Annotated in this window: 15 protein-coding genes; 11 read left to right on the top strand and 4 right to left on the bottom strand. The window is 71.5% G+C overall.

Annotation, left to right across the window (positions count from 1 at the left end):
* Nucleotides 1–99: 99 nt before the first annotated feature.
* The 5 genes from ttcA (at nucleotide 100) to JJ685_RS17535 (ending at nucleotide 5,326) form a co-directional block, all read left to right on the top strand.
* Nucleotides 100–1,026, top strand: a complete 927-nt coding sequence (gene ttcA, locus JJ685_RS17555; RefSeq protein ID WP_201675616.1) for a tRNA 2-thiocytidine(32) synthetase TtcA — start codon at nucleotides 100–102, stop codon at nucleotides 1,024–1,026.
* 31 nt (nucleotides 1,027–1,057) lie between these two features.
* Nucleotides 1,058–1,672 carry a DUF4136 domain-containing protein gene (locus tag JJ685_RS17550; protein WP_236599090.1) on the top strand — a complete coding sequence of 205 codons (615 nt, stop codon included), beginning with the start codon at nucleotides 1,058–1,060 and terminating at the stop codon, nucleotides 1,670–1,672.
* A gap of 73 nt (nucleotides 1,673–1,745) precedes the next feature.
* Nucleotides 1,746–2,390, top strand: a complete 645-nt coding sequence (locus JJ685_RS17545; RefSeq protein WP_201675615.1) for a histidine phosphatase family protein — start codon at nucleotides 1,746–1,748, stop codon at nucleotides 2,388–2,390.
* On the top strand, nucleotides 2,359–3,552 hold the full coding sequence (locus JJ685_RS17540) for a DSD1 family PLP-dependent enzyme (protein ID WP_201675614.1): 1,194 nt from the start codon (nucleotides 2,359–2,361) through the stop codon (nucleotides 3,550–3,552). Before JJ685_RS17545 ends, JJ685_RS17540 begins: the two co-directional genes overlap by 32 nt.
* 19 nt (nucleotides 3,553–3,571) lie before the next feature.
* Nucleotides 3,572–5,326 carry a lysoplasmalogenase family protein gene (locus JJ685_RS17535; protein WP_201675613.1) on the top strand — a complete coding sequence of 585 codons (1,755 nt, stop codon included), beginning with the start codon at nucleotides 3,572–3,574 and terminating at the stop codon, nucleotides 5,324–5,326.
* Here JJ685_RS17535 and ruvB read toward each other — a convergent pair.
* Both ruvB and ruvA read right to left on the bottom strand, forming a co-directional pair.
* A complete protein-coding gene (gene ruvB, locus JJ685_RS17530; RefSeq protein WP_201675612.1) occupies nucleotides 5,286–6,344 on the bottom strand; it encodes a Holliday junction branch migration DNA helicase RuvB in 1,059 nt (352 codons plus the stop codon). The genes JJ685_RS17535 and ruvB overlap by 41 nt on opposite strands.
* A gap of 91 nt (nucleotides 6,345–6,435) precedes the next feature.
* Nucleotides 6,436–7,011, bottom strand: coding sequence for a Holliday junction branch migration protein RuvA (gene ruvA / locus JJ685_RS17525; RefSeq protein WP_201675611.1), 576 nt, complete (start codon nucleotides 7,009–7,011; stop codon nucleotides 6,436–6,438).
* A gap of 27 nt (nucleotides 7,012–7,038) precedes the next feature.
* Here ruvA and JJ685_RS17520 point away from each other — a divergent pair, with 27 nt between their 5' ends.
* Together JJ685_RS17520 and ybeY are read left to right on the top strand one after the other, a co-directional pair.
* Complete coding sequence (locus JJ685_RS17520) at nucleotides 7,039–7,983, top strand: PhoH family protein (protein WP_201675610.1); 945 nt, start codon at nucleotides 7,039–7,041, stop codon at nucleotides 7,981–7,983.
* On the top strand, nucleotides 7,980–8,423 hold the full coding sequence (gene ybeY, locus JJ685_RS17515; RefSeq protein WP_201675609.1) for an rRNA maturation RNase YbeY: 444 nt from the start codon (nucleotides 7,980–7,982) through the stop codon (nucleotides 8,421–8,423). Before JJ685_RS17520 ends, ybeY begins: the two co-directional genes overlap by 4 nt.
* Nucleotides 8,424–8,433: 10 nt before the next feature.
* Here ybeY and dtd read toward each other — a convergent pair whose 3' ends face one another.
* Nucleotides 8,434–8,874 (bottom strand): D-aminoacyl-tRNA deacylase, encoded by a 441-nt coding sequence (gene dtd, locus JJ685_RS17510; protein WP_201675608.1) that lies wholly within the window; start codon nucleotides 8,872–8,874, stop codon nucleotides 8,434–8,436.
* Nucleotides 8,874–9,791 carry a cation diffusion facilitator family transporter gene (locus JJ685_RS17505; protein WP_201675607.1) on the bottom strand — a complete coding sequence of 306 codons (918 nt, stop codon included), beginning with the start codon at nucleotides 9,789–9,791 and terminating at the stop codon, nucleotides 8,874–8,876. The genes dtd and JJ685_RS17505 overlap by 1 nt, the downstream gene beginning before the upstream one ends.
* 41 nt (nucleotides 9,792–9,832) lie before the next feature.
* Here JJ685_RS17505 and JJ685_RS17500 point away from each other — a divergent pair, with 41 nt between their 5' ends.
* The 4 genes from JJ685_RS17500 (at nucleotide 9,833) to JJ685_RS17485 (ending at nucleotide 13,202) form a co-directional block, all read left to right on the top strand.
* On the top strand, nucleotides 9,833–11,287 hold the full coding sequence (locus JJ685_RS17500) for a sensor histidine kinase (protein WP_201675606.1): 1,455 nt from the start codon (nucleotides 9,833–9,835) through the stop codon (nucleotides 11,285–11,287).
* Entirely contained in the window at nucleotides 11,284–11,925 is a 642-nt protein-coding gene (locus JJ685_RS17495; RefSeq protein WP_201675605.1) for a response regulator transcription factor, read from the top strand. The genes JJ685_RS17500 and JJ685_RS17495 overlap by 4 nt, the downstream gene beginning before the upstream one ends.
* A gap of 105 nt (nucleotides 11,926–12,030) precedes the next feature.
* On the top strand, nucleotides 12,031–12,522 hold the full coding sequence (locus JJ685_RS17490) for a GlcG/HbpS family heme-binding protein (RefSeq protein WP_201675604.1): 492 nt from the start codon (nucleotides 12,031–12,033) through the stop codon (nucleotides 12,520–12,522).
* On the top strand, nucleotides 12,519–13,202 hold the full coding sequence (locus JJ685_RS17485; protein ID WP_201675603.1) for an ankyrin repeat domain-containing protein: 684 nt from the start codon (nucleotides 12,519–12,521) through the stop codon (nucleotides 13,200–13,202). Before JJ685_RS17490 ends, JJ685_RS17485 begins: the two co-directional genes overlap by 4 nt.
* The last annotated feature ends 137 nt before the right edge of the window (nucleotides 13,203–13,339 follow it).

Raw genomic sequence — 13,339 nt, 5'->3', positions numbered from 1 at the left:
ATCCACACGAGGAGCCCACAACAACGGCTGGCGGGCTCGCAGGCCCATTTCCCTGCCGCCCAGGCTCCGAGGATGCCGCAATGCGAAAATGGCGGGACCATGAGCGCCGTCTGGATCGAGCAAGACCCCACCCCCGCCTCCGCCGCCCCCGGCGCGAGGATCGAACGCGAGAACCACAAGCTGGAGAAGCGCCTGTGCCGCCTGGTCGGCCAGGCCATCGGCGACTACCGGATGATCGAGCCGGGCGACAAGGTGATGGTCTGCCTGTCGGGCGGCAAGGACAGCTATGCCCTGCTGGACATCCTGATGAAGCTGCAGCGCCGCGCGCCCGTCAGCTTCGAGCTCGTCGCCGTCAACTTGGACCAGAAGCAGCCCGGCTTTCCCGCGCACGTGCTGCCCGACTACCTGCGAAACCTCGGCGTCCCCTTCCGCATCGAAGAGCAGGACACCTACTCCATCGTCAAGGACAAGATCCCCGAGGGCAAGACGATGTGCAGCCTGTGCAGCCGGCTGCGCCGCGGCATCCTCTATCGCGTGGCGAGCGAGCTGGGCGCGACCAAGATCGCGCTGGGCCACCACCGCGACGACATCCTGCAGACGCTGTTCCTCAACATGTTCTTCGGCGGCAAGCTCAAGGGCATGCCGCCGAAGCTGCAAAGCGATGACGGCCGCCACGTGGTGATCCGCCCGCTGGCCTACGTGAACGAGAAGGACCTCGTGCGCTGGGCCCAGGTGCGCGAATTCCCCATCATTCCCTGCACCCTGTGCGGCAGCCAGGAGAACCTGCAGCGCAAGCAGGTGGGCGAGATGCTGCGCGAGTGGGACAAGCGCTTCCCCGGTCGCCTCGACAACATGCTGCACGCCTTGCAGAACGTGGTGCCGTCCCACCTGGCGGACGGAAGCCTCTACGATTTCGCCAGCCTGGCCGCCACCGGCGTACCCAGCGAAGACGGCGACAAGGCCTTCGACCCGGAGGAATTCCCGGTCGCGGGCGCGCTCCCCGCGCTGCAGGCGATCAAGGTGTAGGGCGCGTGGCGGCGCGCCCTCTGGAGCTTCCATGACCGGGTTCGTGCCTTTCCTGCGCTTCTGGGTCCTGGCCGGCGCGATGGCGCTGCTGTCAGGCTGCGCCTCCACCTACCTGCTGGACAACCAGGTCCAGTCCTTCTCCCAGCTCGCCGCCCTGCCTGCGCAGCCCACTTACCGGTTCGAGCGTTCGCTGTCCCAGCAGCAGGACCCCAACCAGCTGGCCCTGGAGGCGCTCGCCGACCCGGCCCTGCACAAGGCGGGGCTGCGCCGCGACGATGGCGCGCCCCGCTACAGCGTCCAGGTCGGGGCCCGGACCGAGCGCACCCTGTCGCCGTACGCCGACCCCTGGGGCTGGGGCTGGGGCGGCGGCTGGGGCGTGGGCTACGGCGCCCGCCATTTCGGCGTCGGCCTGGGCGGTCCCTGGCCCTCCACCGAGACCTACTGGGTCCACCGCGAGGTCAGCGTGATCGTGCGCGAGCTCGCCTCCAACCGCGTGGTGTACGAGACCCACGCCAGCAACGACGGCCCCTGGCTGGACCACCAGGCGGTGCTGCCGGCGATGTTCGAGGCGGCCATGCAGGGCTTCCCCACCCCGCCGCCGGGCCCGCGCCGCGTGGACATCCAGATGGGGCAGGGCAGCAGCTGATCGGGGCCGGTCCGACGGGTCGGCGAAGGGTTATCCACGGACCGGGTATGGGGGGTCCATACAATGCGGCCGTATGGAAGCCACCCGCATCATTGCCGTTCGGCATGGCGAGACGGCCTGGAACGTCGACGCGCGCATCCAGGGACAACTCGACATCGCGCTGAACGACACCGGGCGCTGGCAGGCCCGCCGCGTGGGCCAGGCCCTCTGCGGCGAGGACCTCACGGCCATCTACTCCAGCGACCTTGGGCGGGCGCACGAAACGGCGCAGGCCATCGGCGAGGCCGCGCGCATCCCGGTCATCGCCCATGCCGGCCTGCGCGAGCGGCACTTCGGCATGTTCGAGGGCAAGACCTTCGAGGAGATCCAGCGGAACTGGCCCGAGCACGCGCTGAACTGGCGCAAGCGCATCCCCGAGTGGGCGCCGCCCGAAGGCGGCGAGTCGCTGCTGCAGCTGCGCGAACGGGTCGGCCACACCGTCAACGATCTCGCCTCGCGCCATTCCGGCGAGCAGATCGCCATCGTGGCCCACGGGGGCGTGCTCGACACGCTCTACCGCATCGCCACCGGCCAGGCCGTGAACTCGCCGCGCACCTGGCAGCTCCCCAACGGCGCCATCAACCGGCTGCTGTGGACCCCGCAGGGCTTCACGCTCGTGGGCTGGTCGGACACCCAGCACCTGGAACATGCCGCATTCGACGAAAGCACCTCTTTCTGAAAACCTGATCCGGCTGGTCGGCCAGCCGGTCGCCGCGATCGACACGCCCGCGCTGGTCGTCGACCTCGACGCCATGCAGCGCAACCTCGGGCGCATGGCGGAATTCGCGCGCAAGCACGACATCCGCTGGCGCCCGCACGCGAAGATGCACAAGAGCTCGGCGCTCGCGCGGCTGCAGATGCAGGCAGGCGCGGTCGGCATCTGCGTGCAGAAGACGGCCGAGGCCGAGGCGATGGTGGCGGCCGGCATCCACCACGTGTACATCAGCAACGAGGTGGTCGCACCGGCCAAGCTCGCACGCGTGGCCGAACTGGCGCACCGGCTCGCCGTCGAGAACGGCAGGCTCGCCATCGCGGTCGACAGCCTCGAAGGCGTGGGGCGCCTCGCCAACGCCATGAACGACCGGCGCCACGGCGGCCCGCCGGCGGTGATCGACGTGTTCGTGGAGATCGACGTCGGCCAGGGCCGCTGCGGCGTGCCCCCGGGGCGGCCCGCGCTCGAACTCGCGCTGGAGATTCGCAGGCACCCCGCGCTGCGCTTCGCCGGCCTGCAGGCCTACCACGGCAAGGCGCAGCACCTGCCCACGCCGCAGGCGCGGCGCGAGGCGATCGCGCGGGTGGTCCAGGACGTGCAGCTGGCGCGCGGCCTGATCGAACGCGAGGGCATCCCCGTCGACCTGGTCACGGGGGCCGGCACCGGCAGCATGGTGTGCGAGGCCGCCAGCGGCGTGTACGGCGAGCTGCAGGCCGGCTCCTTCCTGTTCATGGACGCCGACTACGCGGCCAACGAGCGCGACCCGGCGCAGCCGCAGTTCGAGCACGCGCTGTTCGTCAAGTCGCAGGTCATGAGCGCGGGTCCGCACCACGCGGTCTGCGACGCGGGCCACAAGAGCCACGCGATCGATTCGGGCCTGCCCCGGGTGCTCGCGCTGGAGCCCACCGGCGAACTCGAGTACCTCAATGGCGGCGACGAGCACGGCATCCTGAAGCCCGCGGGGGCCAACCAGCGGGTGCCGCGCCTGGACGAAACGATCTGGCTGATCCCGGGGCACTGCGACCCCACGGTGAACCTGCACAACCACCTGATCGGCGTCGTGGGCGGGCTGGAGCGCGGCCGCGTCGACAAGATCATCCGGGTAGACGCCAGAGCGGCCCTGACCTGAAGCGTCGCAGAATGGCTGGATGGCACTGTCCCCCAGCCAGGTGATCGTCCTCGCGACACCGGTGTTCCTCCTGCTGATCGCCGCGGAGTACGCCTGGGGGCGCTGGCGTGGGCGCGATACCTATCGCCTGAACGACGCGATCAACAGCATCTCGCTGGGCATGCTGAGCCAGCTCACCGCGGTCCTCACGCCCCTGTTGCAGGTGGGCATCTACACGGCGGTCTTCGCGCACGCGGCCCTGGTGCGCGAAGACGCGTTCTGGACCTCGCCGGCCGGCTGGCTGCTCGCGCTCGTCTTCTACGACTTCTGCTACTACTGGCTGCACCGCGCCGGCCACGAAATGGCGGTGTTCTGGGCGGCCCACGTGGTGCACCACCAGAGCCAGGACTACAACCTCTCGACCGCGCTGCGCCAGACCAGCTCCGGGGCGCTGCTCGGCTGGATCTTCTACCTGCCGATGGCGGTGGCCGGCGTGCCGCCGCTGGTGTTCGCAGTGGTGGCCCTGGTCGACCTGCTGTACCAGTTCTGGGTGCACACCGAGCACGTGGGCAAGCTCGGATGGTTCGACCGCTGGTTCTGCTCGCCGTCCAACCACCGCGTGCACCACGCGGTGAACGACGCCTACCTCGATCGCAACTACGGCGGCATCCTGATCGTGTGGGACCGCCTGTTCGGCAGCTTCCGCGAAGAGGACGAGCGCTGCGTCTACGGCACCCGCGCGCCCCTGGAAAGCTGGGATCCGCTGTGGTCCAACCTGGAGGTGTACTGGGCGCTGGCGCGCGATAGCTGGCACGCGGGCGCCTGGGGCGACAAGCTGCGGGTGTGGTTCAAGCCGCCCGGGTGGCGGCCGGCCGACGTCGCCGAGCGCTTCCCCAAGCCGCCGTTCGCGCTCGACCGCGTGACGCGCTACCACCCGGCCATGACGCGTTCCCTCGCGTGGTTCGCGGGCGTGCAGTTCGCGACGATCCTCGCGGGGGTGGCGCTGTTCCTCTGGTACGCCGACGGCCTTCCGCTGGTGCGTGGGGCGACGTGGCTGGCCGTGCTGACCGCGGCCTTGTGGGCGGTCGGTGCCGCCATGCAGGGCCGGCTGGACGCGATCGAGGTGCTGCTGATCGAAGCGGCCGCGCTGGCGACGGCCACGGCCGCCGAAGGCTGGATCGAGTGGCACCGCGCGTTCAAGCCGCTGGCGATGCTGCTCGCGATCGCCTGGGTCGCCGCGCGGCGGGACTCCGGCCGCAACGGCCTGGTGCTGGTGGCGGCGCTCGCGCTGTGCCTGGCGGGCGACGTGTTCCTGATGTTCGAGGGCTTCTTCATCCCCGGCCTGGCGAGCTTCCTCGCCGCGCACCTCTGCTACCTGGCGCTGTTCCGCCAGGGAGTGCGCTGGTTCCCGAGCGGCCGCGCGCTGGCCGGCACGCTGGCCGTCGCGGCGCTGATGCTCGCGGTGCTGCTGCCCCGCCTCGGCCCCGTGCTGCAGATCGCGGTCACGGCCTATGCGATCGTGATCGCGCTGATGGCGGCGCAGGCGATCGGGCGGGCGACCTTGCTGCGCGATCGCGCCTCCCTGGGCGTCGCGGCCGGCGCGGCGGTGTTCATGCTCAGCGACGCGATCCTCGCGATCCACCGGTTCGCGCTGCCGGTGCCGCTGGCCCCGCTGTGGATCCTCTCGACGTACTACGTGGCGCAGGTCCTGATCGTCCACAACGCGCGGACGGCGAGCGCCCCTTCCCCGCTGCTCAGGACTCGAACAAGCCGCCTTCCGGGCGCGGCGGCGTGACGCCCAGGTGGCGGTAGGCCGCCATCGTGGCGACGCGGCCGCGCGGCGTGCGCTGCAGGTAGCCTTGCTGGATCAGGTAGGGCTCGATCACGTCCTCGATGGTGTCGCGCTCCTCGCCGATGGAGGCGGCGACGTTGTCCAGGCCCACGGGGCCGCCGTCGAAGCGGTGGATCACGGCCTCCAGCAGCTTGCGGTCCATGACGTCGAAGCCTTGCGGGTCGACGTCCAGCATCGCCAGCGCCTTCTGCGCGATGTCGCGCGAGATGTGGCCGGTGCCCTTGACGTCGGCGTAGTCGCGCACGCGGCGCAGCAGGCGGTTGGCGATGCGGGGCGTGCCGCGCGAGCGGCATGCGATCTCCGCCGCGCCCTCGGCGTCGATCGGCGCGCTGAGCAGCCGCGCGCTGCGGTGCACGATCAGCGTCAGCTCCTCCGCCGTGTAGAACTCCAGCCGCGCCACGATGCCGAAGCGGTCGCGCAGGGGGTTGGTCAGCATGCCGGCGCGCGTGGTCGCGCCCACCAGCGTGAAGGGCTGCAGGTCCAGCTTGATCGAGCGGGCCGCGGGGCCTTCGCCGATCATGATGTCGATCTGGTAGTCCTCCAGCGCGGGGTAGAGGATTTCCTCCACCACCGGCGAGAGGCGGTGGATCTCGTCGATGAACAGGACGTCGTTGCGCTCCAGGTTGGTCAGCAGCGCGGCCAGGTCCTTGGGCTTCTCCAGCACTGGGCCGGAGGTCTGGCGCAGGTTCACGCCCAGCTCGTGGGCGATGATGTGCGACAGCGTCGTCTTGCCGAGGCCAGGGGGGCCGAACAGCAGCACGTGGTCCAGCGCCTCGCCGCGCTTGCGGGCCGCGCCGATGAAGATCTCCAGCTGCTCGCGCGTCTTGGCCTGGCCGACGTATTCCTTCAGGCCTTTCGGCCGAAGGGCCCGCTCCAGCGCCTCTTCGGCCGGCGACACCGGCGCGGCGGAAACGACCCGCTTGGACGGCGGCGGCGCGAAGTCGTCGGTCTGGATGGTCACGAGTCCTCCCCCAGGCTGGTCCGCTGCGCGGCCTGCGCCTCCGCCCTCCGCAAGCGGAGGGGGCGAGCGCCTTCGGGCGGCCGTGCGGCGCTCATCGGGCCAGTGCCTTCAGCGCCTGCTTGATGCCATCGCTCACGCTCACGTCCTTCGGCAGCGACTTCAGGGCGGCCTGCGCCTCCTTGTCGCTGTAGCCCAGGGCCACCAGCGCCTGCAGGATGTCACCCTGGTGGTCGTCGACCGGCCCCGTGCCGACGTGGCCCAGGTCGGCGCCGATCTTGCCTTTGAGCTCCAGCAGCAGCCGCTCCGCGGTCTTCTTGCCGATGCCGGGGATCTTCACCAGCCGGCTCGCGTCCTGCTGCGTGACGGCCTGGCCGATGTCGCCCACGCTCATGCCGCTCAGCACCGCCAGCGCGGTGCGCGGGCCCACGCCCGAAATCCGGATGAGCTGGCGGAAGGCTTCGCGCTCGCCGGCGGAGCCGAAGCCGAACAGGATCTGCGCGTCCTCGCGCACGACGAAGTGCGTCAGCAGCGACACCTTCTCGCCGACGCCGGGCAGGTTGTAGAAGGTGCTCATGGGAACGTCGACCTCGTAGCCGACGCCATGGCAGTCCACCAGCACCTGCGGCGGGTTCTTCTCGCTCAGCGTCCCCGTCAATTTGCCTATCATTGCGATCCCTCTCCCGGGATTATCACGTTGATTCTCCGACACGCCTTCAGCCCCTTGAACAACTCCCGGCTCTCGCACCTCTGCGGCGCCATGGACGAACACCTCCGCACCATCGAGGAGGCGCTGCAGGTCCGCATCGGGCACCGCGCCGAGCACTTCCGGGTCGAAGGGCCCCGGGCCAAGGCGCAGCGCGCCATGGACGTCCTGCAGGCGATGTACGAGATGTCCTCCCGCAGCATCGCGAAGGAGAAGGTGCAGCTGATGCTGGCCGGCGACGGCGCGATGATGGAGGAGGACGAGGACGGCGCCCTGGTCCTGCACACGCGCCGCGCGGACCTCAAGGCCCGCACGCCCAACCAGAGCGTGTACCTGGACAACATCACCAACCACGACATCACCTTCGGCATCGGGCCGGCCGGCACCGGCAAGACCTACCTCGCCGTGGCCTGCGCGGTCGACGCGCTGGAGCGCAACGCGGTGCAGCGCATCGTGCTCACCCGCCCCGCCGTGGAGGCGGGCGAGAAGCTCGGCTTCCTGCCCGGCGACCTGACGCAGAAGGTGGACCCGTACCTGCGCCCGCTGTACGACGCGCTGTACGACCTCATGGGCTTCGACCGCGTCGTCAAGGCGTTCGAGCGCAACGCGCTGGAGATCGCCCCGCTGGCCTTCATGCGCGGGCGCACCCTGAACAACGCCTTTGTGATCCTCGACGAGGCGCAGAACACGACGCCCGAGCAGATGAAGATGTTCCTCACGCGCATCGGCTTCGGCAGCAAGGCGGTGGTGAACGGCGACATCAGCCAGGTCGACCTCCCCAAGGGCATGCTGTCGGGGCTGGTCGATGCGGAACGGGTGCTCAAGCGCGTGAAGGGCATCGCGCACACCCGCTTCACCAGCGCCGACGTGGTGCGGCACCCGCTGGTGGCGCGCATCGTGGACGCCTACGACGCCTCGCGCAAGTCGGCCCCATGAGCCTCGAACTGTCGCTGCAGTTCGGCGCCTTCCCGAAGGCCGCCGAGCACCGCCGCATCGTGACCCCCGCCCGGGCGCGACGCTGGATCGCCATGGCGCTGGCCGCGCCGGCGGAGCTCGCGGTGCGCATCGTCGGCGCCGACGAAGGACAGGCGCTGAACCGCCAGTACCGCGGCAAGGACTACGCCACCAACGTGCTCACCTTCGACTACCTGCGCGAGCCGGTCGTCTCGGCCGACCTGGTGCTGTGCGGCCCGGTGGTGGAACGCGAGGCGAAGGAACAGGGCAAGAGCCTGGAGGCGCACTACGCGCACCTGCTGGTGCACGGGGCGCTGCACGCGCAGGGCTACGACCACGAGCTGGGCGAGCGCGAGGCGCTGGAGATGGAGGCGCTGGAGGTGCTGCTGATGGGGGCGTTGGGCTACCCGAATCCCTATTGAAGGAAGCCGCTCAGCGCACCGTCACCGGAATCGTCACCGGCCCGTCGTTCACCAGGTGCACCTGCATGTCCGCCGCGAACTCGCCGGTCTGCACCACGGGATGCGCCGCGCGCGCCCGCGCCACGAAGTAGTCGTACAGCCGCCGCCCCTCCTCCGGCGCCGCGGCGTTGGTGAAACTCGGCCGGTTGCCGCCGCTCGTGTCGGCCGCCAGCGTGAACTGGCTCACCACCAGCAGTCCGCCCGCCACGTCCTGCACGCTGCGGTTCATCTTGCCGGCCTCGTCGCTGAAGATGCGCAGCTTCAGCAGCTTCGCCAGCAGCTTGCCGGCCTGCGCCTCCGTGTCGCCGCGTTCGGCGCAGACCAGCGCCAGCAGTCCCTGGCCGATCGCGCCGACGGTCCGGCCCTCCACCACCACCTTCGCTTCGCGCACGCGCTGCACCACGGCCAGCATCAGATCAGGTCCTCCTCGTCGCCGGAATGCGTTTCCACGTCCATCGGCAGCAGCTGGATCGTGCAGCGCAGCCCCGGCACCGCGCTCATCAGCGCCTGTTCCACCGAGGAGCGCACCGCGGCGGCGCGGCCCAGCGTCCAGTCCGCGGGCATGTGCATGTGGAGGTCCACGAAGCGGCGGCTGCCGGAGCGGCGCGAGGACACGTGGTCGAAGCGGATCGTGCGGTGCTTGAACTGCGCCAGCGTCTGCTCGATCTCCGCGATCACTTCGGGCTCCAGGGCCTCGTCCATGAGCCCCTGCGAGGAGCGCCAGACCAGCCGCACCCCTTCGCGCAGGATGTTCAGGGCCACGCCGATGGCCACCACCGGGTCGAGCCAGAGCCAGCCCGTGGCCGCGGCCAGGCCCACGCCGACGATCACGCCGGCGGAGGTCCAGACGTCGGTGATCAGGTGCCGCGCGTCGCCCTCCAGCGCCATCGAGCGGTGCCGTCGCGAGGACTGCAGCATGGCCCAGGCGAGGGCGCCATTGAGCGCGGAACTGAGCACCGACAGGGCCAGGCCGATCCCGAGCTGTTCCAGCGGCTGCGGCTCCAGCAGCCGCGCGACCGCGGCCCACAGGATGCCCGCGGCGGCCACCATGATGGCCAGGCCCTCGAAGCCGGCGGAAAAGTATTCGGCCTTGTGGTGGCCGTAGGGATGGTCCCGGTCGGCGGGCCGCTGCGCGATCTTCACCATCAGCAGGGCGAAGGCGGCGCTCGCCAGGTTGACCAGGGACTCCATGGCGTCGGACAGCAGGCCGACCGAATCGGTGAGCCACCAGGCCAGCGTCTTGAGCACGATGGTCACGACGGCGACCGCGATGGACCAGCGCAGGAGCACCTGCGGCGGCAGGCGTTGCGCGGCAATTGCAACGGACATGGACCGCATTGTGCCGAAGCGGCCATGCAAGAATGCCGCGCATGCGACTGCCCGGCCGCCATCGCGCCGCTCTCGGACTGTGGCTCCTGCTCACGGCAGTGGGCGCCGCGCTGCTCGTGCGCCTGGCCCTGGCCCGGCTGCAGGACGCGTTCGAGACCGACGCACGCATCGCGCACCGGCTGCTGAGCCAGCGCGTCGTCCAGCACGATGCCATCCTCGCCACCGTGGCGCTGCTGCAGCCGCCCGGGGGCGCAGAGCCCGTGGAGCAGCGCCTGCCCGCGCTCTATCCGCAGATCCTCTCGATGCAGCGGCGCGAGCGCGACGCGGACTGGAACGATCCGGTGCTCGCCGCCGCGGAGTCCCGCTCGCGCGTCGAGGGTCGGCCGGCCCTGGCGGACGTGGACTTCGCGCGCGGCCAGTACCGCGTGGTGCTGGCGGCCGCGCCGGCCAGCTTCGCCACCCGCTTCGACCTGCGGAAGGTGGTGCCCTGGAACGAATGGCCCATGCACCCGCCGACCAGCCCGGTGCGACTCACGCTGGAATACGACGGCCAGCAGTTCCTGCTGCAGCCCGGCGACGGGCGGGCCGGGCTCTGGACCCTGTCGTTCCACAAGCACCTCGCGGCCGACAGCCAGCCCTTCGACCTGGTCGCGCGCCGCGCGGTGGGCTGGTCGGACCTGCCCTGGCGCTGGATCGCGGTGTGGGCCCTCGCCATGGCGGCGGCGGTGGCCGCGTGGCACTGGCTGCGCGCCCAGCGCGCCGAACGCCGCCGGGCCGAGGAACTGCTGCGCCTGGGCCAGGTCGCGCGGCTCAACACGCTGGGCGAGCTGGCCGCCGGCATGGCGCACGAGTTGAACCAGCCGCTGGCCGCGGTGCTGGCCAGCGCGCAGGCCGCGCGCCGCCTGCTGCAGGAGGAGCCGCCCGAGCTGGACACCGCGCGCGGCGCGATGCGCCAGGCCGAGGAACAGGCCCGTCGCGCGGCCGACGTGCTGGCGCGCCTGCGCCGCGGCGTCGAGCGTCCGGCCGGGGCCGCGGCGCTGCAGCCGGTGGTGCTGTCGCAGGCGGTCCGCAATGCGCTGTACCTGCTGGAACCGGAGTTCGCGCGCCGCCAGGTGGCGCCGCGGCTGGAGGCCGGCACGCAGGAGATCGCGGTGCGCGCCGAGCCGGTGGCGCTGGAGCAGATCATCCACAACCTCCTGACCAATGCGCTGCAGGCGCTGGAGCAGGTGCCGCCGGGGGAGCGCAGCCTGTCGGTGCGGGTCGAGCAGCAGTCTGGCGAGGGCGCGCTGACCGTGAGCGACAGCGGGCCGGGCATCGCGCCCGAAGTGCTGCCGCGCATCTTCGAGCCCTTCTTCACCACGCGCGAGCACGGACTGGGCCTGGGCCTGAGCCTGTGCGAGAGCCTCGCCGCCGGCATGGGCGGCCGCCTCGGCGTGCAGGCGCGCAGCCCGCGCGGCGCCGCCTTCACCCTGCGCCTGCCGCTCGCCACCCCATGAACGCAACGCCGTCCCCGCTCTCCCCGCTGGTCCACCTGGTCGACGATGACGAGGCCGTGCGCGCCAGCCTGGCGCTGCTGATCTCCACCGTGGGCCTGCGCGTGCAGGGCTGGAGCGACCCGCAGGTCTTCCTGCGCGAGTTCCCGCGGCAGGACATCGGGGCCATCGTGCTGGACGTGCGCATGCCGGGCATGAGCGGCCTCGCCGTGCTGGAGGCCCTCGCAGCGCAGGGCGCGGACCAGCCCGTGATCATGCTCACCGGCCACGGCACGGTCGACATGTGCCGCCGTGCCTTCAAGGGCGGCGCGGCGGAGTTCCTGGAAAAGCCGGTGGACGACGAGGCGCTGCTGGAGGCGCTGCAGAACGCCGTGCGCCAGCACGTGCGCTCGCGCGAGCGGCTCTCCGCCGACCGCGTGGCGCGCGAGCGTTACGCGCAGTTGTCCGAGCGCGAACGCGAGGTGGCGGGGCTGATCGTGGAGGGCCTCACCAACAAGGAGATCGGCCGCGCACTGGCGCTGTCGCCGCGGACGGTGGAGACGCACCGGGCCAACCTGTTCGCCAAGCTGCAGGCCGAGTCGCTGGCCCAGCTGGTGCGGCAATACGCCGCGCTGATCGCCGAGGACGGCGGGACTCCGTAGATCTACGGAGGCGCGCGCGTAGCCGCACGAATGCCGCGGAAAGGAGCCGCTCCCTACAGTTCTCCCACGGTCCGACCCGGGCCGCCCCACCCGAAGGAGAATCCCATGCGCACCGTCGTTTCCGCCCTCGCCGCTTCGCTCGTCCTGGCCTCGGCCGGGGCTTCCGCCCAGGCCGTCCGCACCGAACGCAACATCTCCCTGCCCCTGGCGAACCAGATCGCGCTGGAGGCGGTGAACGCCTGCGCCGCCAACGGCTACGCGGTCGCGGCCACCGTGGTGGACCGCGCCGGCACGGTGCGCGCGGTGCTGCGCGCCGACAATGCCGGCCCGCACACGCTGGGCTCCAGCGAGCGCAAGGCCTGGACCTCGGCCTCGGCGAAGAACGCGACCCAGGCCATGATGCAGGGCGCGCAGTCCAACCCCGCCGGCGCCAACCTGGTCTACCTGCCCGGCTTCCTGCTGCTCGGGGGCGGCGTGCCGATCAAGGTCGGCAACGACACCATCGGCGCGGTCGGCGTGGGCGGGGCGCCCGGCGGCCACCTCGACGAGCAGTGCGCCATCGCGGCGATCGACAAGGTCAAGGGACAACTGCAATGAAGGCCTGGCATCTCCTGGCCGCCGTGGCCTTGGCGGCCGCGGCGGGCGTGCAGGCCCAGGTGGGCCCGACGCCGGCCGAGGCGGCCCGCTACCAGGGCCTGCATGCGGCAGCGCATGCGGGCGACGCCGCACGTGTCGCCTCCCTGGCGGCGGCGCGGGCCGACCTGAACGCGCGCGATGCGCACGGCCGCACGCCGCTGCACGTGGCCACCTTCGCGCGGCAGCGGGGCGCGGTCCAGGCGCTGGCGAAGGCGGGCGGGGACCTGAACCTGCTGGAGAACGACCGCTACGACACCGTCACCATCGCCTCGGTGGCCAACGACGAGGAGACGCTCAAGCTGCTCCTGTCGCTGGGCGCCAGCGCGAAGCAGGTGACCAGCCGCTACGACGGCACGGCCCTGATCGCCGCCGCGCACCTGGGGCATGCGGGGGTGGTGCGCCAGCTCATTGCCGCCGGCGCCCCGCTGGACCACGTGAACAACCTGCACTGGACGGCCGTGATCGAGTCCATCGTGCTGGGCGACGGCGGCCCGCGCCACCAGGACACGCTGCGCGCGCTGGTCCAGGCCGGCGCCAGCCTGCAACTCACCGACCGCGAGGGGCGCACGCCGCTGCAGCTGGCGAAGGCGCGGGGGTATGGGGAGATGGTGAAGATGCTGGAGGCGGCCGGAGCCCGCTGACGACTCGGTGCGGCCGGCCCGGATGGACCGTCAGGGCGGGCTTCCCGACCGGCGGCTGCGGGTCGGATGTCCCGCAGCCGCCGCCTGGTCCGCGCCACCCTCCGGCCCTTCCCGCGAACAGGTTGCTACCGCCCCGC

Source organism: Ramlibacter monticola (genome assembly GCF_016722785.1).
GTDB classification, from domain to species: Bacteria; Pseudomonadota; Gammaproteobacteria; order Burkholderiales; family Burkholderiaceae_C; genus Ramlibacter; species Ramlibacter monticola.
This window is presented reverse-complemented; position numbering and strand designations above follow the sequence as displayed.

What these genes read in the sequence shown, in the direction of transcription:
- JJ685_RS17500 (WP_201675606.1), top strand. Translation starts at nt 9,833, where the DNA reads ATGCGACTGCCCGGCCGCCATCGCGCCGCTCTCGGACTGTGGCTCCTG.
- dtd (WP_201675608.1), bottom strand. Translation starts at nt 8,874, where the DNA reads ATGCTGGCCGTGGTGCAGCGCGTGCGCGAAGCGAAGGTGGTGGTGGAG.
- JJ685_RS17490 (WP_201675604.1), top strand. Translation starts at nt 12,031, where the DNA reads ATGCGCACCGTCGTTTCCGCCCTCGCCGCTTCGCTCGTCCTGGCCTCG.
- ttcA (WP_201675616.1), top strand. Translation starts at nt 100, where the DNA reads ATGAGCGCCGTCTGGATCGAGCAAGACCCCACCCCCGCCTCCGCCGCC.
- ybeY (WP_201675609.1), top strand. Translation starts at nt 7,980, where the DNA reads ATGAGCCTCGAACTGTCGCTGCAGTTCGGCGCCTTCCCGAAGGCCGCC.
- ruvA (WP_201675611.1), bottom strand. Translation starts at nt 7,011, where the DNA reads ATGATAGGCAAATTGACGGGGACGCTGAGCGAGAAGAACCCGCCGCAG.
- JJ685_RS17505 (WP_201675607.1), bottom strand. Translation starts at nt 9,791, where the DNA reads ATGTCCGTTGCAATTGCCGCGCAACGCCTGCCGCCGCAGGTGCTCCTG.
- JJ685_RS17535 (WP_201675613.1), top strand. Translation starts at nt 3,572, where the DNA reads ATGGCACTGTCCCCCAGCCAGGTGATCGTCCTCGCGACACCGGTGTTC.
- JJ685_RS17540 (WP_201675614.1), top strand. Translation starts at nt 2,359, where the DNA reads ATGCCGCATTCGACGAAAGCACCTCTTTCTGAAAACCTGATCCGGCTG.
- JJ685_RS17550 (WP_236599090.1), top strand. Translation starts at nt 1,058, where the DNA reads ATGACCGGGTTCGTGCCTTTCCTGCGCTTCTGGGTCCTGGCCGGCGCG.
- JJ685_RS17485 (WP_201675603.1), top strand. Translation starts at nt 12,519, where the DNA reads ATGAAGGCCTGGCATCTCCTGGCCGCCGTGGCCTTGGCGGCCGCGGCG.
- JJ685_RS17545 (WP_201675615.1), top strand. Translation starts at nt 1,746, where the DNA reads ATGGAAGCCACCCGCATCATTGCCGTTCGGCATGGCGAGACGGCCTGG.
- JJ685_RS17495 (WP_201675605.1), top strand. Translation starts at nt 11,284, where the DNA reads ATGAACGCAACGCCGTCCCCGCTCTCCCCGCTGGTCCACCTGGTCGAC.